15 protein-coding genes and 1 pseudogene are annotated in these 18339 nt (G+C 57.3%); 8 read left to right on the top strand and 8 right to left on the bottom strand.

The window, feature by feature from the left end; translation table 11 throughout:
- Positions 1-25: 25 nt before the first annotated feature.
- The 3 genes from HMPREF9463_RS03795 to HMPREF9463_RS03785 form a co-directional block, all read right to left on the bottom strand.
- Complete coding sequence (locus HMPREF9463_RS03795; RefSeq protein ID WP_035137329.1) at positions 26-433, bottom strand: GtrA family protein; 408 nt, start codon at positions 431-433, stop codon at positions 26-28.
- Between the two features lie 218 nt (positions 434-651).
- Complete coding sequence (locus tag HMPREF9463_RS03790) at positions 652-1047, bottom strand: GtrA family protein (protein WP_022095122.1); 396 nt, start codon at positions 1045-1047, stop codon at positions 652-654.
- A gap of 78 nt (positions 1048-1125) precedes the next feature.
- Complete coding sequence (locus HMPREF9463_RS03785; protein WP_035137328.1) at positions 1126-3042, bottom strand: fructose-bisphosphatase class III; 1917 nt, start codon at positions 3040-3042, stop codon at positions 1126-1128.
- A 302-nt stretch (positions 3043-3344) separates the two neighbouring features.
- On the opposite strand from HMPREF9463_RS03785, the pseudogene HMPREF9463_RS03780 reads away from it, so the two are divergent.
- Positions 3345-4252 (top strand): annotated as a pseudogene (locus HMPREF9463_RS03780) (DegV family protein).
- An 81-nt stretch (positions 4253-4333) separates the two neighbouring features.
- Here the strand turns inward: HMPREF9463_RS03780 and HMPREF9463_RS03775 are convergent.
- Complete coding sequence (locus HMPREF9463_RS03775; protein WP_035137326.1) at positions 4334-5422, bottom strand: beta/alpha barrel domain-containing protein; 1089 nt, start codon at positions 5420-5422, stop codon at positions 4334-4336.
- A gap of 191 nt (positions 5423-5613) precedes the next feature.
- Between HMPREF9463_RS03775 and HMPREF9463_RS10885 the strand changes: the two genes are divergently transcribed.
- Positions 5614-5784 (top strand): hypothetical protein, encoded by a 171-nt coding sequence (locus HMPREF9463_RS10885; RefSeq protein ID WP_156961415.1) that lies wholly within the window; start codon positions 5614-5616, stop codon positions 5782-5784.
- A gap of 24 nt (positions 5785-5808) precedes the next feature.
- On the opposite strand, the gene HMPREF9463_RS03770 is transcribed toward HMPREF9463_RS10885, so the two are convergent.
- Complete coding sequence (locus HMPREF9463_RS03770) at positions 5809-6912, bottom strand: RsmB/NOP family class I SAM-dependent RNA methyltransferase (RefSeq protein WP_148334160.1); 1104 nt, start codon at positions 6910-6912, stop codon at positions 5809-5811.
- 37 nt (positions 6913-6949) lie between these two features.
- Entirely contained in the window at positions 6950-9100 is a 2151-nt protein-coding gene (locus HMPREF9463_RS03765; protein WP_035137324.1) for a class I tRNA ligase family protein, read from the bottom strand.
- A 132-nt stretch (positions 9101-9232) separates the two neighbouring features.
- On the opposite strand from HMPREF9463_RS03765, the gene HMPREF9463_RS03760 reads away from it, so the two are divergent.
- Together HMPREF9463_RS03760 and HMPREF9463_RS03755 are read left to right on the top strand one after the other, a co-directional pair.
- Positions 9233-9799, top strand: a complete 567-nt coding sequence (locus HMPREF9463_RS03760) for a DUF3267 domain-containing protein (protein ID WP_052044063.1) — start codon at positions 9233-9235, stop codon at positions 9797-9799.
- Positions 9800-9809: 10 nt separating this feature from the next.
- Complete coding sequence (locus HMPREF9463_RS03755) at positions 9810-10385, top strand: epoxyqueuosine reductase QueH (RefSeq protein WP_035137322.1); 576 nt, start codon at positions 9810-9812, stop codon at positions 10383-10385.
- Positions 10386-10445: 60 nt separating this feature from the next.
- Here the strand turns inward: HMPREF9463_RS03755 and HMPREF9463_RS10395 are convergent, their stop codons facing one another.
- Together HMPREF9463_RS10395 and HMPREF9463_RS03745 are read right to left on the bottom strand one after the other, a co-directional pair.
- Entirely contained in the window at positions 10446-11102 is a 657-nt protein-coding gene (locus HMPREF9463_RS10395; protein WP_052044062.1) for an XRE family transcriptional regulator, read from the bottom strand.
- Positions 11103-11104: 2 nt separating this feature from the next.
- Positions 11105-12355, bottom strand: a complete 1251-nt coding sequence (locus HMPREF9463_RS03745; protein ID WP_035137321.1) for an arginine deiminase — start codon at positions 12353-12355, stop codon at positions 11105-11107.
- A gap of 253 nt (positions 12356-12608) precedes the next feature.
- On the opposite strand from HMPREF9463_RS03745, the gene HMPREF9463_RS03740 reads away from it, so the two are divergent.
- From HMPREF9463_RS03740 to queA, 4 genes are all read left to right on the top strand, one after another.
- Positions 12609-14051: a YfcC family protein gene (locus HMPREF9463_RS03740; RefSeq protein ID WP_035137320.1), complete on the top strand. Its 1443-nt coding sequence runs from the start codon at positions 12609-12611 to the stop codon at positions 14049-14051.
- A 28-nt stretch (positions 14052-14079) separates the two neighbouring features.
- Positions 14080-15324 carry an arginine deiminase gene (locus HMPREF9463_RS03735; protein ID WP_035137319.1) on the top strand — a complete coding sequence of 415 codons (1245 nt, stop codon included), beginning with the start codon at positions 14080-14082 and terminating at the stop codon, positions 15322-15324.
- Between the two features lie 32 nt (positions 15325-15356).
- Entirely contained in the window at positions 15357-16367 is a 1011-nt protein-coding gene (argF, locus tag HMPREF9463_RS03730; protein WP_035137318.1) for an ornithine carbamoyltransferase, read from the top strand.
- Positions 16368-16500: 133 nt separating this feature from the next.
- The gene (queA, locus tag HMPREF9463_RS03725; RefSeq protein WP_035137317.1) at positions 16501-17712 is read left to right on the top strand and encodes a tRNA preQ1(34) S-adenosylmethionine ribosyltransferase-isomerase QueA; all 1212 of its coding nucleotides are present in this window, start codon (positions 16501-16503) and stop codon (positions 17710-17712) included.
- Positions 17713-18339 lie beyond the last annotated feature (627 nt).

The following is an 18339-nucleotide window of genomic DNA, read 5'->3' as shown; positions in this document are numbered from 1 at the left end:
TACATTCAAGCAAATAGTGAATCGACTACGACCGTGCGCCCTCGAGGAAGAAGCGGCGGCTGAAGTAGTTGTACCAGGTGACGAGGAACGTGGCGATGGCCTTCATGGCCTGGTAGCCGATGCTCAAAAACGTGACGCCCACAAACATGTACAGGTCGTTGAGGCCCAGGCCGATCACCGACAGGATGGTGAAGATCGTGAACTCGCGCTTGCGGCTCATGCCTTCGCGGTGGTCGAACACGTACTTCATGCTGAGCCAATAGTTGACCACGACGGACGTGATAAACGAGATCGTGGTGCTCATCAAAAAGTCGAGGTGGAACAGCTCGACGAGCGCAATGAGCATGCCCCAGTCGATGCCAAAGGAGATAAGACCCACGACAGCGAACTTGAGGAACTGCTTGGTATGAGGTTGTGCCAGCGCCTTGCGCACGTAATCACATCCAATGCGTTGATGAATCGAGCAGAGGATACTTTAGAGCTTTTACAAGGGAAACGTAAGGTCTTTGCCAAGAACTATATGAACTCGCCAAATTTTCAAGAGCTAATCCGCAAACGTTGAAAAATTGCCCGTAAACGAACGATGCCCACGGGCGATACTGTACTGAGCGCGCATTGTCCGTGGGCATCGTAGGGCTGTAAGGTTTCGAGCTACTTGGTCTCGTCGCCCTCCAGGAAGATTTTTCGGGTCACAAAGTTGTAGACCATGACAAGCGCGGTGGCGCAGATCTTGGCGATATTGGCCTCGAGTCCCAGGCCGGCGTTGAGCGCCAGCACGATGCCGTCGTTGAGCACCAAACCGATCACGGACAGCACGACAAAGATGATGAACTCGCGGCGGCGGCTCATGCCTTCCTTGTGCGCAAACACGTACTTCATGCTTGCGAGGTAGTTAAAGATGAGCGAGATGATAAAGCCGCTGGTGTTGGCGATTAGGATGTTGAGGCCGAGACCGTAGTGGAGCAGATTCATAATGCCAAAGTCGATAACCGTGGCAATGACACCGACGACGCCAAATTTCATGATCTGCGCAAGGAGCTTTTGCATGGTACCTGCCTTAGGGTGGCGCGGGGACGCCATGGGGATGACAAACTCAGCAAGTTTAGCCAATCCCCGCGGGTGGGGCTAGACGCGCTCCTCGATAGCACCGTTTCTATATGCATCGAGCAGCTGGCGCAGATCCTGGATCTGGCTGCGAATCTTGGCGCCAGTATCGGTGTCGCTCACCATGCGGCGACGGTCTGCTTGGTCAAAACGGTTGGTCTCGCTTTCGATGTCCACGTTGCGCGTGAGTGCCTCGGCAACCGTCGTAAAGGCCCGGTGCGACTTGAGGCGGCAGCCGCGCGAGCTCGAGATGAGCGTATAGCCGGCGATGCCCGTCTTGGGATGGTAAGCGCGGCAGAAGCCGCCATCGATGACCAGCAGCTTGCCCTCGGCGCGGATGGGCTGCTCGCCCTTGGTGGTTTTAACGGGCGTGTGGCCGTTGATGATGTGGCCGGTCGGCGAGCATGCCATGGGCGCGACGCCAAACTCGCGCATGATATCATCGCAGACCGAGGGCGACTTGGTAAGCGTAAAGTACGGGTCCATCGGCTCGACCCAGGTGCTCTTATCGGCGATATAGGCGCGCTCAAAGGTACGCACCAGGCGTCCGCTGGCGGGTGAATTGAAGCCAATCCACAGGTACCACATCCAGTCGAGGGCATCGCGGTCGCCCACGCGCCACGCGCGGCGGGCGATGTGGTCGCAAAAATCGAGATAATCACGGCCAGCGTGCCAGGTGCCCAGGCAGTTCATGCTGCTAAAGGTGCCGTCCTCGTTGAGCGGCACGCAGCCATGGAAGAGCAGGTTGCCGTTGGCGACCTTGTACATCGAGCCGTGGGAATAGAGGAAATCGATATGGCGATGCAGGTGATCGGCGGTGACAAACTCGGACACGAGCTTGTCGATGATGTGCTGCTCCTGAGACGTGAGCGTATAGGGGTCCGCCGGGTCGACGGTGGGGAAGTCGTTGGTCGTGAGCGGCCACACGCTGCCGTCGGCGAGCGTGACCGTGCCGGTGTCGTGGTCGATCTTGTCGAGTAACAGGCGGTCGGTCATATCGAACTCGGGGTGGCGCTGGATAATCTGGCCCTCGAGCTTAAAGAGCAGCACGTTGATGGCCTTGATCAGCGGGGTGATGGACTCACCGGCGGTGTAGGTGGCATCGGCAAAGGCGACAAGCTCACGCAGCGAGATGCCGTAGTCGTTCTCCAGGATCTCGTAGTTGTCGTAGCGTAGGTTGTTGCGCAACACCGTGGCGATGCAGGCGGGCTCACCGGCCGCAGCGCCCATCCACAGCAGGTCGTGGTTGCCCCACTGGATGTCGAGCGAATGGTAGGTGAGCAGACGGTCCATAATCTTGGCCGCGCCGCCGCCGCGGTCGAAGATGTCGCCCACCAGGTGCAGGTGGTCGACGGCCAGGCGCTTGATGAGCGAGGCGAGCGACTCAATAAAGTCGTCGGCGCTGGCGGTCTCCAGGATGGACTCCACGATGCGCTCGTGATAGCGCACGCGATAGTTGTTCTCGTCCGGGTGCGTGTGCAACAACTCGTCGATGATATAGGCGTAATCGCGCGGGATGGCCTTACGCACCTTGGAGCGCGTGTAGCGGCTTGAAAGTGAGCGAGCGACCATGATGAGCTGGTCAAGCATCGTCTTGTACCAGGTGGGCGAGTCCTCGCGCTGACTGCGGACCAGGTCGATCTTCTCGCGCGGGTAGTAGATGAGCGTACACAGCTCGCCCTTTTCGTCAAAGGAGAGCGTGTCGCCAAAGATCTCGTCGACATGTTCGCGCACGACGCCCGAGCAGTTGTTGAGGATGTGCATAAAGGCTTCGTACTCACCATGCACGTCGCTCATAAAATGCTCGGTGCCCTTGGGTAGGTTAAGGATGGCCGAGAGGTTGATAATTTCGGTAAATGCGGATTGTTCGGTGGGAAACTGTCTCGACAGCAGGCGCAGATACTTGAAGTCTTGCGGGTTGCGATCGAATGCGACCATGAAACACCTTCCGATGGGGCTGGTAAAACTGATAAACAGCATCAAACGTTTATCAGTATGCGCCGCTTTTGTTTCGATTTTGCGCCAGCGGCTGAATTGTCGGCTGAACGGTTTGGTAAATCGATTTAGTGAAGGTAGATGTGTCGGTTGGGTGGAGACGACAGAGGGTGTTTTCTCAGATATTTATGCATGGGGCCGGTGGAGACGATGGTGGTAAAGATGTTCACTATATTTGGTTCGATTTGGTAAATAGTGGACATATGTACCGCATGTAGGCTCACTGTGCGATAATTTGCGCAGCAATGAGTAAGGAGCCTCATATGAGTGATTTTGTCCTGACCTGTGAATCCGCCGCCGACCGAACCCGTGAGTTCTTTGCGGCGCGCAATATCCCTGTCGTGTGTTTTCATTACGAGATCGACGATGTTGTCTATACGGACGATCTGTATCAGTCGATTACGCCGGACAAGTTTTTTGCCCAGATTGCCGCGGGCGCCATGCCCAAGACGTCTCAGGTGAGCGTGGGTGAGTACGAGGAGTTTTGGGAGCCGTTTGTTGCCGAGGGTAAAGACGTGCTGCACCTGACGTTGTCGTCGGGTATTTCGGGCACGTATGGATCGGCCTGCGTCGCGGCGCAGATGCTCGCGGATCGCTATCCCCAGGGCGGCAAGGTGCGCGTCATCGATTCGCTGGGGGCGTCTTCGGGCTTTGGTCTGTTGCTGGAATATGCCGCCGACGTGCGCGATAGCGGGGCTTCACTCGACGAGACGGCCGCTTGGATTGAGGAGCATAAACTCAACCTGCACCACTGGTTCTTCTCGACCGATCTGTCGAGCTACCTGCGCGGCGGTCGCATTTCGGCCGCGAGCGCGATCATTGGCACGGCGCTTAAGATTTGCCCGCTTATGACGGTCGATTGCGAAGGTAAGCTGTCGCCACGTGAGAAATTCGCACTAAGAAGCGCGCGATTTCCGAGATGGCTAAGACCATGATGGCACACGTGCAGGGCGGTACGGATTATTCGGGTAAGTGCATCATGTCGCACTCGGCGTGCCGCGAGGATGCCGAGGCAGTTGCGGCGCTGATTGAGGAACAGGTTCCGCAGCTTAAAGGCAAGATTGAGATCAATGACATCGGTACTCTGATTGGCTCGCATACCGGACCTGGTACGGTGGCGCTCTTCTTTATGGGCGACAAGCGCGTGGATTAATTTGCCCCATCACGTTGCTGCATGATTGCTCAAACGAAAACGGCCCGTCTCACGTTTGTGGGGCGGGCCTTGCTGTTGCGGCTAGCGTTTCTTTCCGCGGAAGAAAAAGCCGTGCAGTGACGGCTTGAGGCCGCGATTGGCGCGATGCTCCTCGACGCGCTCGTGGATCGAAGCGACGCGCTCGATGACTTCGTCGGGAATCGGCACGTCGGGATTCATGTTCTCGACCTGGCTGACTTCGGCGGCGACCTGGTCGATAATGGGCACATCGTCGCGCGAGATGACAGGTGTGGCGTCTTCCTTCATCTTGCGATAACGCTGCATCATGTCGGCCTGTAGCTGCTGGGCCGAAGGCGGCGTCCAGATGATGGCGTTGGCGCCGGCGGCGATGGTCTCGCGAATGCTCTCGGGCGTCTTGCCGCCCGGTGCGATGAGCGGCAGGTTGGGATAGTGCTCGCGCAGTTCACGCAGGACCTGGGGTGTGTTTTTGCCGGCGGCGATGTTGAGAATCTTGGCTCCGGCGCGCACTTTGGCATGCGCATCATCGTCGCAACGTACGACCGTGGCGATGACGGGGATGTCGGCGATGTTGGTGATGTGCTCGACCATCTCGGCAGTGGCGGGGGAGTTGACCACGCAGCCCGCCGCGCCCTGCATCTCGGAGACGGCTGCCATCTGCACGGAGCGCTTGCCGGTCGTAGTTCCGCCGCCCACGCCTACAAAGACCGGGCACTCGGCGACGGTCAACAGTGCCTGCGTAATGGCGGGCTGCGGCGTGAAAGGGTAGACCGCAAAGACGGCGTCGGCGTTGGAGTTGCGGATAACCGCGACATCGGTGGTGTAGATGAGCGATTTGATACGACGGCCGAAGAGCGTAAAGCCGCTGGCCTCCTCGATCTCGTCGGGCATGCGGAGGGCCGCCTTGCGCAAACGCCCGTCGATGGGCAGCGGCTCCATGGGGAGCAGTCCGTTGGGAGTCACGGCTACCTGGGGCTCGGTGAACTCGTCTGCGAGCTCGACCTCGGAGAAATCGACCGAGGCGACGATGTCCTCGTGAACCTCGGCGGGCACATCGATGGGAGCTTGGTCGTTTGCCGCGGCAGGCGTGTCGAAGGAGCTGGTGCCGACAAAGGCGTCGACGCGCTCGTTTAGGTCGTTGAGGGTGTCCATGGAGACTCGATTCTGTGTGACGACGGCCGGCACGATGCAGCCGGAATTGCGAATGCTAAATCGTTTGACGAGTTGATTTTTCCCCGCTGCGCCATCTGTTAGACCGAACGCCCGGCGAACGTGAAGGAGCTGTGGTGGCGGGTTTTGAGGTGCTATCTTAAATGTCCCGTTTAAAAGAGAGGTGGCGCGGTATGGATTTCACAGCAATGTTGGGCTCGATTGGCCTATGCGTGGGCGCAATCGTAGCCGCCGCGGTCATCTACTTTGTGGTTACGGCCATTAAGGGCAAAAGGGCCGAGCGCAAGGAGCGCGCGATGCTTAAACAGCATCGCGACCAGCAGGGCAAACGCGCACGGAGATAGCTTGTTGAGTTTTTGATCCGTGCGCTAGCTGCGTTTTCGGATCAGGGCAATGTAGAAGCCCTCAAAGTCGCGGCTAGGCGGAATGGTCAGCGTGCCGGGCATACCGTTGGCGACGGACGAGACGTGGCCGGCGGCGATGGCCTCGGTGAGAGCGTTGCTCTCGATATGCGGCTCCTCGCCGGCATCCTGGGCACGGCGCGTTTCGCTTTCGCTCGGCGTGCCGTCGAGGGGGATGAGCTCGCAGTCCATGTGCTTGTCGAGGGCCTCTTGCAGGGCGTCCTCGTTTTCCTGCGGCAAGATTGAACAAGTCGAATAGACGAGCGTGCCGCCCGGTTTGAGGGCTCCCATGGCGCGGTCCAGAAGTGCTCGCTGCGAGCGGGCGCACTTGCTCAACAACTGCTCGGTGAGGCCGCGCAGGCTTTTCTCGTTGCCGCTGATGACGGTGCCCGTGCCGGTGCAGGGAGCGTCGAGCAGGATGCGGTCGAAGCGGAAGAACTCGTCGAGCTCGCGTGCGTCGATGCGCATAACGGGCACGTTTTTGGCACCCTGGCGATGGAGGTTTGACTCGAGCTTTTCGGCGCGGGGAATGCTCATCTCGCAGGCTGTGAGGTGCGCCTGGCCCTGGGTGAGGGCGGCGATCTGCGTCGTCTTTCCACCGGGGGCCGCACACATGTCCAGGATGTCCTCGCCTGCCTGGGCGCCCAACACCAAAGGCGGCATCATGGACGACAGGCTCTGCAGGTAGATCTTTCCGTCGCGATAGATGTCGAGATCCCACAGATCGGAAACCTGGGCCTCGGGCAGGATAAAGGCGTCCGGATACCAGGTAACGGTTTGGTGGGCGATGCAGGCGGCATCGAGCGCCGCAGCGATGTCCTCGGCGGTCGCCTTGAGCGTGTTGGCGCGCAGCGTGACCGGGCGTGTGGCCGCGGCGCCGAAGCCCTCGATCATGAGCTCGGCATCGGCGGGCGCATAGGCGCCGGCGACCGTGTCGACCATAAAGCGCGGCAGGTCGGCGGCGCAGGGAAGGGCGGCAAGCTGGTCGGAAAGTTCGGTAGCAGCAAACTGCCTGAGCTTGAGCTCGGCCTTGACCTGCTTTTTCTGCTTACGACGACGCGGCTTGGACATCCGTCTTTCCTTCCCATTCCATTACATGTCGAGTGTTTTAGTACTGGCTCTCGTGCTTGCTGAAGAAGTCGAAGCGCGGGGGCAGCGGTTTCACGCGGTGCTCACCGGGCTTCTCGCCCAAGCTCTCCACAAACTCGTCCGTGGAGGCAAAGATGTTATCCCAGCTAAAGAAGGCGACCGGATCGACGTCGAAGTACTCGCAGATGAGCTCGCAGCCGGTCGGCACAATACCGTGCATCAGGACGGTTGCCACGCGCAGCTCGGTAAAGGCGTCGACGAGGGCCTGCGTCATGGCGGCGTTGGCTGGCTCACCCTCGAGCTTGTTGGCGGCCTTGGAGGCATCGCTCCAGCGCTTGTTGGCGGCGCGCAGGTAGTCGTCGCACACGGCAAGCGCGCGGTGCGTCTCGAACTTGTACATGGCCTGCTCAAAGGCGAGGACTGCCTGCTGGGCGGCTTCGACCACGGCGGCAGAGGCGGCTCCGGCGGGAATGCAGCCGTTGCGATAGGGGCTCTCGTCGCCCTCCTTGACGGCGACGCCGTAGAAGCAGCTGCGGGCCAGGCGGTTGAACACGCCGGTCAGCAGCGCGCTCTCCTTAAGGGCGGGGTCGATAACGCGCTTGTCGTCGCAGGCGCGCACCTCGTTGCCGTCCTTGTCCTTGCCGGTCACGCGCGTGTCGTATGCCTTGGGGCTAAAGCTCACCGGCTTCTCGGACAGGCCGAGCGACAGCCAATGCGCGCGCATCTGCTCGCAGGTGTAGTGGTTGAGCAGGTCGTCTGCCGGCGGGGGAGGAGTCTGCGAGGACGAGCTTGCCTTTTTGCCCATGTAGAGCAGGTGGTAGCAGGCGCTGACGGTGCTCTGCGTGAGGTTCCAACCCAGGGCCTCCCACATGGCGGTCTGCGCGATGCAATAGAAGTAGATGTTGTCCTGGCCAATGAACTGGTAGATCTGTGCGTCATCCGAGCACCACCAGTCGCGCCAGTCGAGCGAGCTGTGCTGGTAGGTGGGCGCGGGGACCTGCGTGGAATCGGCGGCGGGCTCGCCCATGAGGGCGGCATCCTGGGCGGCGACGCCCTCGGTTACGCCGGCGGCCTTGGCATCGCGTGCGAGCACGGTGCGCGTATAGCTGATGGGAGCCCACAGGCTCTCGGGCCAGCACCAGCAGGTGACGTCGGAGACGCCATCGACCTCGGGCACCGGAACGCCCCAGTCGATGTTGCCGGTGATGCGGAAGGGTACGAGCGCCTTGCCGCTGCGGAAGCGCACGCCGCCGTTGGCGAGCACCGCGTGGGCATCGTCGCGCTCCTTCCAGCTGGGGAAGGTGACGGTAAAGCTGCTCTTGTTGCCCTCGGGCTCCAGCACGGTGTGCTCGGGAAGCTGATCCTCGACGGCATCGAAGGCCTCGCGGAACTTGTTCTGGATGTAGAGCTGGGCCGGCAGCAGCCACTCTTCCATGGTCTTGGAGACCACGGAGCGAACCTGCGGGTTCTGGGCGAGCTTGGCGGTATAGGTTTTCATAAAGTCGAGGTAGGCCGGCAGGTCGAAGTAGAGGTTGTCGACCGGGCGCAGCTCGGGCACCTCGCCGGTGAGCTGGCTTTTGGGCGCGATGAGCTCCTCGGGCTCAAACTGGTGACCCAGGTCGCACTCGTCGGCATAAGCCTTCTCGGACTTGCAGCCCTGGATGGGGCAGCGGCCGATCACCTGGCGGCCGTTGAGGAACGTGCCGGCCTTGGCGTCGTAGAACTGCAGCGTGGAGCGCTTGGAGATGGTGCCCTGTTCGTGCAGACGCTCGATAATCTCGGCGGTCACCTCGTTGTGAATCTGCGCAGCCGGCTCAAGGCCCGAGCCGCCGTAGATATCGCAGCTGATGTTGTAGTTGTTGAGGGTCGCGGCCTGGCGGGAGTGATTGGACTCGACATACTCGGCGATGGACTTGTCGTAGCCCTCGTTCTCCTTGAGCTTGCGGTAGCTCTCCATGATGGGCGAGCCATAGCAGTCGGTGCCCGAGGTGAAGATGACGTTCTCGCGGCCCAGACGGTCGCGCAGGAAGCGGGCGAAGAAGTCGGCCGGGACAAAGACGCCGCCAACGTGGCCAAAGTGAAGGCCCTTGTTGCCGTAGGGCTCGCCGGCGGTAACGATGGCGCGGCGAGGCCAGCTGGGACGGTCGTTCATGGAGTATTTGGATGCCATGGGACTCCTTCGCATATGGTGAGAGCGCGGCCGGGCGCAAGGCTCGGCGGCGCGGTGGTCAATTCGTGCATATCGTTCGACATTATCGCACATGCGGACGGGTACGTGGCAGGGGCGCTATCCTAAGATGCTATGAATGAGATTTCCAACATACATGCGTTTGAGGACGAGGATTTTCTGCACGCCTGCTTTGTGTGGGGGATGGTCGTCGTCGGCGTGTTTGCCGTGTGCCTGGTGCCGGTGTTTATGCTGCTGGGCGGGCCTGCGGACTTGGATGTGGCTGACGCGGGCGGCTGGACCACGGTCTTGGGCTGGATAGTCGGCTTGGCTGCGGTTTCGGCGGCGTCATTTGCCGTGCACGAGCTGGTGCATGCAGCGTTCTTTAAGTTGTTTGCGCCCGCGGGTGCGCATGTGACTTTTGGAGCGAACCGTGAGACGTGCATGATTTATGCCTGCGCCGAGGGGATTGTGTATTCGCGCCGGCGGTATATGGCGATTTGCCTAGCGCCGACGGTTGCCTTGACGGTGGCGTTTGCCCTGGGGTTTGCGTTCTCGGGCTATCCGCTGCTGTGCTACCTGGCGGCCGGCTTGCATTTATCGGGCTGTGTGGGCGACTGGTATTACGTGCGGACCATTTTGCGCGACCGCCGCATTGTTGCCTGCGAGGACACGTCCTTCGGCGTGCGCTTTTTTGGGTGAGGAGATGTCGATGAAGCCGTTGTTGCTGCACGCCTGCTGTGCGCCGTGCTCGCTTGAGCCGGTTCGCTTGCTGCGCAAGGAGGGGTTTGAGCCCACGATCTGCTGGACCAACCCCAATATTCAACCGCGCGATGAATGGCAGCGCCGCTTGGACGAGCTGCGCCGGTGGTGTGCCGATGGCGACATCGAGCTCATCGAGGCAGGGGAGGACCGCGATCGCTGGGAGACCGGCGTGGCACCGCTGGGCGCCGATCGGCCTCGTCGCTGTCGCGTGTGCTATGCCTTGCGCTTAGCCGAGGCGTGCCGTGTGGCCCAGGAGCGCGGGTTTGAGTTTGTGGGCACGACGCTCGCCGTCTCGCCGTACCAGCTGTTCGATACCTGCAATGATGTGTTGGAGCGTCTGGCTGCCGCCCGCGGTCTCACTCCGGTGATTCGCGATTTTCGCCCGTATTACCCCGAGGCCACGCGTCGTTCGCGCGAGCTGGGCATGTATCGGCAGAACTACTGCGGCTGCCGTTTCTCGGCCGTCGAGGCGGCCATGGACCGCGCCCGCATCCGCGACGAGCGCAAAGCGTCCAAAAAGTAGTTCATTTGGGCTGGGGCTTTGAGCTGTCTGTGCGGTACGGTCGTTTTTGGGAAAGTCGATTTAATTAAGCGTGTGATCGTGGCTCGCTTGATACCAAACGACGACTCCTATGATTCTAATCCTCCGTTTGTTAAACATCAGATCCGGACTTGCTGTTGCATATGAATGGGACGACAGCACAATCATGTCGTTTCCTTCTGCAAATCGCCTAATTACCGGTGTTTTACCGTCTGCGAGCGCCAATACAGCACAGCCGTTCCAAGGCTTTGCGGTGGTATCGACAAGTAGTAAGCTGCCGGGAGGGTAAATGCGGGACATTTCGTCACCTTTGATTTTAACGAAAACGCTATGTGGGTGACGCTTGGCTACGTCTACAGGCGCGCAAGCATTTTGTTGGCTGTGCGTGATGCGGCGCTTTTGCGATTCGATATCGATGACGGGAAATGCGCCCTCCATTTCGTGGATAGCAGGGTCTTCGTCGGTGACGATTCTTTTATTTGCGAGCTTTACGGCCAAACCGTTTTCCTCGCCAACAAGTTCATCGCGGGTGCAACCGAAGAGCGCTTGTAACTTTTCAATATGGCGCTCACGGGGGGCATACCGACTTTTTTCCCAACGACAAACGGTCTCTTTAGATACCCCCAACATCTCTGCAAGTTGCGCCTGACCAAGATGCTCCATGGTGCGGAGTTTACGAATATTTGCCCCGAAGCCCATGGCTATAGATCCTCTCGCCACAGAGGGAGGCATAGACAGTTTGTGCCACCATAGCCTTTGGTGAGCTCGTCAATGGATAACGGGAATAATTCCATTCCTGCTTTCTCAAGCGCTTCGTTGGTCCAAACGTTTTCTTCATATACGCATAGTTTTCCTGGCGAGAGCGCAAGGATAGACGTTGCGTTGTTCCGGCGCTCTCTTTCGTAGGCGGTTTGATTCCCGCCTCCGCAGTCAATTACTTTTATTGGTTCGCAACAGGCTGCAGAGAGTATTTCCGGAATCGTGCGATCGATAGGAGTGATCGTAAGGCCCTTTCCGGATCGTTTTAGTTGAATGCTGTATGCATCAACGGCATTGCATATCTCACGATCGATGAGGAACGCGTCGTGATCAATTCTACTTATGAACGTATCGAGGTGGATACGCAGCCCGTCAGAGGGGACTCGAATCGCAATTAGCTCGGTGGTCTGGAATTTATTTGAGGTCAGGAGCTCTTTGGCAAGTGACTCGACGGCGGCGGGTTCAGTTCGGTCAGAGATTCCAACTAATAATGTCTTAGCACTGATAACAAGAATGTCTCCGCCTTCGATATGGTAACTACTCCTGTTCAAATCACATACCGGGGTTTCTCCCATGATCTTGTGGTGGGTGAATATCTGCCGGTATAAGGCGACCTCACGATCACGCTCAGGCCAATACATATGATTTAGGATGATGCCGTCTCCGACTACCACAGCAGGATCACGAGTGAAAAAAAGCGTGTTGAGGGGATTGACCAAGAGCGAGGCGGGGTCAAATTGCTCGTGCACGAGCGCCCGTAGTGTTTCCGACTGGTTTGAACATAGCTCAGTGTCTCCAAAGCGAATGCCGTTAAGTACTATATTCACCAATTCCTGGGTGTTCTTAGCGTTCTCAAACAGCTGGGTTATTGTCTCGAGGAACTCTCTGCCTGTTGCCCCACTGCAACGGAGGTAGTCATCAATAAAACATTTAAGTGATTGGGGCTCAGTTTCAAGTGAGTCTTCGAGAAGGTCCCTAATTTCAATGGTTTCTACGCCATGCTTCTCAAGCAATTGAACCATGGAATCGTGCTCATATATTGCTTTGTCGAGGTCAAAACGACCGCTCCATTTTCGCAGGGAGAAAACTTGGCTGAAGTCGGCATCAGGGTAGTTTTGTGTTTCAGTTCCTGGTCGATGGACAAGTACGGCTTTTAAATGACCGATTTCATTTGTTATGTGTACGCCTTGCATGTCTGTCTCCTGTCCTGCTGGTTTTTATATAAGGCTAAGGCAGGTTCCTTGTTGTGTTGCGGAAAAGTTAAAAGACGTATGTAATTGATAAATAACATCAATTTTAAATATCAGATTGATTAATAACGTCACTTTAGCTGCCGTTCATAGGTGAAAAGCGACACGATGGCGATGGTTGGCCGACCACCGCTGAGCAACCTCATACATTTATGGTGCCAGCTGGATAGATGGGAAAAGGAATGAAGGAGGAGATATGGCAGCGGAAAGTTCGAAAGGCATCAAGCAGTTCAAGGTCCCGCACGTATATGCGATCATCTTTGCACTTATGGTCATCTTCGCTGTTCTCACGTGGATTGTTCCCTCTGGGTCCTATCAGCGTCAGGAGGTGAACGGTCGTGAAGTCACTGTCGCAGGTACGTATGAGCAGAGTGAAAAGACATATATTGACGAGGAAACCGGGGATGAAGTAGATCTCAGACAAGGCGTCTTCGATGTTCTTCAGGCTCCAACGCGCGGTATACAAGAGGCAATTGAGGTCGTTGCATTCATCTTGATTGTGGGCGGTTCGTTTCAGGTTATTACTAAAACGGGCGCTATCACGAGCGGAATGGGTCGTGTCGTTCGCCGCTTTAAGAACAAAGACATTCTAATTATTCCTATTGCGATGGTTCTCTTTGCATTGGGCGGAACGAGCTTTGGCATGGCGGAAGAAACTCTCCCGTTCTTTGCGATCTTCATGCCAATTATGATGGCCATGGGCTTCGACTCGATGACGGCGTTCATGGTCGTGTTCGTTGGAGCGCGCACGGGTTACATCGCCTCAACGATTAATCCGTTTAATGTTCTCATTGCGCAAGGTATTCTTGGTATTCAGGGCAACCCCCAGCTGTGGCTGCGTATGATTGCCTGGGTTGTTTTGACTGCCGTTGCAATTACTTGGGTTGTCCTCTATGCACGAAGGGTAAAGAAGAACCCTGAGTCATCGATCACATTTGAGGATGATATCGCCAAGAAAGTCGAGTTCGCTGCCGATGAATCTGCCCTTGACGCGGAATTTACGGGTCGTCAAAAAGGCGTGCTTGCGGTATTTATCGCTGGTATGTGCCTTATCATCTGGGGACTTGTGACCCAGGGCTGGTATATGAACGAGATTTCTGCGGTCTTTTTGGCCATGGGCCTGTTGGCTGGTGTTATTGCGGGCTTTAGTCAGGACGTCATCGCTCAGGAATTTGTTGCGGGTATCGCTGACTTTGCTTTCTCGGCAATTGTCGTTGGACTTGCGCGTGGCATCCTTGTCATTGCCTCTGACGGCATGATCATCGATACCATCCTCAATGCGCTCGCCACTGGTCTGGGCGGCATCCCGGCGGTTCTCTTTACTACGCTTCTTTATGCGGTTGAGAACCTCCTGGCGATTCTGGTTCCCAGCTCATCTGGCCTTGCAGCACTGACCGCTCCCATTTTTGGACCTTTGACCGAACTCATGGGCCTTAATCCCGAGGCCGCCGTGTGGGCTCTCTCCATGGGTAGCGCGACGATGTCTTTGATCTGTCCTACTAGCGCCATTCTTGTAGCGGGTTTGGGCGTGTGCAAGATCAAGCTTGGCCAGTGGTGGAAGACCGTTTGGAAATTCTTCTTGGTCGTGTCGCTCATCAATATCGTATTCGTAGCAATCTCGGGACTTATTGCCCTGTAGGTTTCATGTCTGAAATGGAGTAACAGGAATGTCTAAAGGACTGAATGTACACAGCGAGATTGGTAAGCTCAAGAAAGTTGTGCTTCACCGCCCTGGTCGTGACCTTGTGAACGTAAAGGCAGAAGAGTTCGAGGATGTCTGGATTCACGACTGCTTCTATCTTGATGTGGCTCAAAAGGAGCATGATGCCTTTGCGGATCTTCTGAGGAGCGAAGGTGTTGAGGTTCTCTATATGGAGAAACTCGTTGCTGAAGCGCTGGATGCATGCCCCTCGGCTCGCGCTGAGTTTACCGATACATTTATGGCTGAGAGCGGGATTGTCAATCCTATGCTTGAGCAGGCTGTTCGTGAAAAGCTCGACGCTATTTCAGATTCGTATCAGTTTGTACTTGAGGCTATGGGGGGGTATCGTTATCGTGACCTTGAGCTGCCTCGCGTTTCGACTACGCTTAGTATGATGGATAATGAGGATGCGAAGCCCGATGATTTGGTGTTGAAGCCTCTTCCGAGTTCATATTTCTCTCGCGATCCTCTTGCTTCCGTGGGCAAAGGCGTTCTGCTTCACCATATGTATTGGAAACAGCGAGATCGTGAAGTGCCCTTCTACGAAGCGATTTTCAAATACCATCCCGATTATGCAGGGACTCCGATTTGGTACGACCATAAGAATCCCTGGCATATCGAGGGCGGTGATGTGCTTAACATTAACGCTCATACCTTGGCTATTGGAATTAGCCAGCGAACTGAGGCGGCTGCGATTGAGGAGCTTGCAAAGAATTTGTTCTGGGGATCTGGGAATTCTGAGATCGATACCGTTTACGCTATTAAAATCCCCAACGGCTATGCTTACATGCATCTTGACACCGTTTGCACCATGGTGGATTTCGATAAGTTCACAGTTTATCCCGGTATTTTTGAGACCCTTCGTGTTTATCGTCTGACTCGTGGTGACTCTGAGGGAATGGTCGCTGTTCAAGAGATTGATGACACGCTTGAACATATTCTTGAAATGGCTACTGGCGTGGAGAAGGTGCAGCTTATTGAGTGCGGTGCCGGCGATATGGTTGAGGCATCTCGCGAGCAGTGGAACGACGGGTCGAACACTCTTGCCGTTGCTCCTGGTAAAGTCTGTGTTTACGAGCGCAATGTTGTCACAAATGATGAGCTCTACAAGAACGGTTTGGAACTTTTGGTCGTTCCCTCCGAGGAACTGTCCCGCGGTCGTGGTGGCCCGCGCTGCATGAGCATGCCCTTCTGGCGCGAAGATATTTAGTTGCAAATCCACTGTGATGGGAGATGGCGAATATGGGTGTTAATATCGCTGGGCGCAGTTTTCTGAAGCTGCTTGATTACACGACGGAAGAGATTGAGTATCTGCTTGAGCTTTCTGCTAACTTCAAAAGCATGAAGCGTGCCGGTGTTCCGCATAAATACCTTGAAGGCAAGAATATTGTTTTGCTATTTGAGAAGACTTCCACGCGTACTCGCTGCGCCTTCGAAGTTGGTGCACTTGACCTTGGCATGGGTGTAACTTATTTGGATCCGGGCTCGTCTCAGATGGGCAAAAAGGAGTCGATTGAGGACACGGCTCGCGTCCTTGGCCGCATGTATGACGGAATTGAATACCGCGGCTTTGAACAGGCGAAGGTTGAGGAGCTTGCTGCAAAAGCTGGGGTTCCCGTTTGGAATGGGCTGACTACTGAATTTCACCCGACTCAAGTGCTTGCCGATATTCTGACCATGCGTGAAGAGTTTGGAGAGATTAAGGGCAGGAAACTTACATTTTTTGGTAAGGCGGCCGGAAACGTCGCTGATTCGCTCATGGTCATTTGCGCTAAGCTCGGCATTAACTACTGTTCTTGCGGCCCAATCGGGGGAAATTCGGAGGGGGCTACATCCTATAATCCTGAACTCCTTGCAGAATGTAGTCGTATTGCGGCCGAGCATGGATCGACGGTTACCATTACAGAGGATATTGAGGAAGGCGCTCGTGATGCCGATGTAATTTACACGGATGTTTGGGTTGGCATGGGTCAGCCCGCAGAGCTGTGGGAAAGCCGCATTAAGCTCATGTCGCCGTATCGTGTGACCGCTGAGGTGATGTCTATGGCAAAGCCCGAGGCGATTTTCCTCCACTGCCTTCCGAGCTTCCACGATACTAATACTACTGTTGGTGCCGAAATTGCTGAGAAGTTTGGAGTTACCGAAATGGAAGTCACGGACGAGGTTTTTGAGTCCGATAAGTCTCGTGTTTTCCAAGAAGCGGAGAATCGCATGCATACGATTAAGGCGGTGATGTACGCAACGCTTAAGTAGCGGGGCGTTGAGAAAACAGTCGCAAATCTGTTTCCATACTATATTTCTCTCAACAAGCTGATAGGATACAGGGGAGAATGATGCGCGCGTCAGTCGATTTTTTCGACTGACGCGCTTTGTGAAAGAGGCAAAGATGCGTACCGATGATTTTGACTATAACCTGCCCGAAGAGCTCATTGCCCAGGCTCCTGCCGAGCCGCGCGACTCCTGCCGCCTGCTGGTGGTGGATCGCAAGGGCTCCCAGGCGGGAACGCCGCTGGAGCACGGCGGTACCGTTGAGCACCGCATCTTCCGCGACATCATCGACTATATCGAGCCGGGCGACGTGCTCGTCATCAATCAGACGCGCGTGATGCCGGCTCGCCTGATCGGTCGCAAAGCCGGCTCGGGCGGCGTGGTCGAGACTCTGCTGCTCAAGCGCCGCGAGGACGTGGATCCGTTGGGCCATGTTTGGGAGTGCTTGGTCAAGCCGGGCAAGCGCCTGAAGCCCGGTGCTCATATTGAGTATCGCGCCGGTGGCGCCCATGCGCCCGAGGGGGCTCCCGTGGTGCTGACGGCCGAGGTTGTCGACTTTGTCACCGATAGCCGCGGCGGCCGTCTGGTGCGTTTTGAGCCGGCCGGTTGCAATGCCGCCGGCGACCCGCGCACGCTCGACGAGGCCATCCACGCTGCCGGTCACGTGCCGCTGCCGCCCTACATTACCGATTACGAGGGCGATCCCGAGAAGTACCAGACCGTCTACGCCATGAAGGAGGAGCACTCGGCCGCTGCTCCCACGGCTGGCCTGCACTTCACGCCCGAGCTCATGGCTGCAATTGAGGCCAAGGGCGCCAAGTTTGCCGCCGTCGAGCTCGAGGTGGGTATCGATACCTTCCGTCTGGTGGAGGAGGACGACCCCACGCAGCACGTGATGCACACGGAGCGCTATCATGTGTCGCAGGAGGTTGTCGACGCCGTGCATAAGGCGAAGGCCGAGGGTCATCGTGTGATCGCCGTCGGCACTACCGCGGTGCGCTCGCTCGAGAGCGCGTTTGACACGGACGCGCCGGTGTCCGATCCGGCCGTGACGGCGCGCTATTTTGAAGGCCGCGAGGACGGGGCCGATACGCTTGGCCGCGGTGACATCGTGGTGCGCGAGAACGCCACGACGCAGCTTTACCTCATGCCCGGCTCGACCTATCACGTGGTCGATGCGCTGATCACGAACTTCCATGTGCCGCGCTCCACGCTCATGATGCTCGTGAGCGCGCTTGCCACCCGCGACCAGATCATGGATGCCTACGCCGCTGCCATCGAGGAGCGCTACCGCTTCTTCAGCTTTGGCGACGCCATGCTCATTCTGTAGGTTACGGCGTTTTACAAACGCCGTAACCGGTCGACGCTGCAAACCCGCCAGAGCGGCAATCTGCCTTTCAACTTCGGCGGCATGACCAGAAGGTCAATGCCGCCTTGTTTCAAGGCACCTTGCTCGCTCTGGCGGGTTTTCGCTGACTTCGCCAAACCTCGGCGTCGCCGTTGTTGGCACTTGGGGACGTTCCTTTTAATATGAGCAGGACATTGTCAAGAGGCAAAATCGGGCCTGGCCCCAACGATATGGGGTCAGGCCCTCTCCCTATATCAGCCCGTCCGCGGCGACCTCGGCGTGTCTTACCGACGCTCGTCTTTGCAGTTTAATATCCGCCCGCGGCGATCTCTCGCTGGGCAATCCGTTGCTACGGCTGAGGCTTCTACGTCGAACCGACAGTCTGTGCACGCGTGTGGCGCCCTGGGCGCTCGCAGAAAAGGGACCTGAGGTTCGCCTCAACGGCTTCGGATCGAACCGCTTCCGGGGTGACTGGCTTATGTGCGGGGGACCGCCCCCCTACGCCTCCTCGGCCATGAGGCCGACCGCCCATACCCAGCAGGCGAGCTCGCGCGCCGTGGCCACGTTCGCCTTGTTGCCGTGGACCCCGCGCGCGAGCAGCGCCTCCCG

This window comes from Collinsella sp. 4_8_47FAA, assembly GCF_000763055.1.
In the GTDB taxonomy this organism is placed as follows: Bacteria; Actinomycetota; Coriobacteriia; order Coriobacteriales; family Coriobacteriaceae; genus Collinsella.
This window is presented reverse-complemented; position numbering and strand designations above follow the sequence as displayed.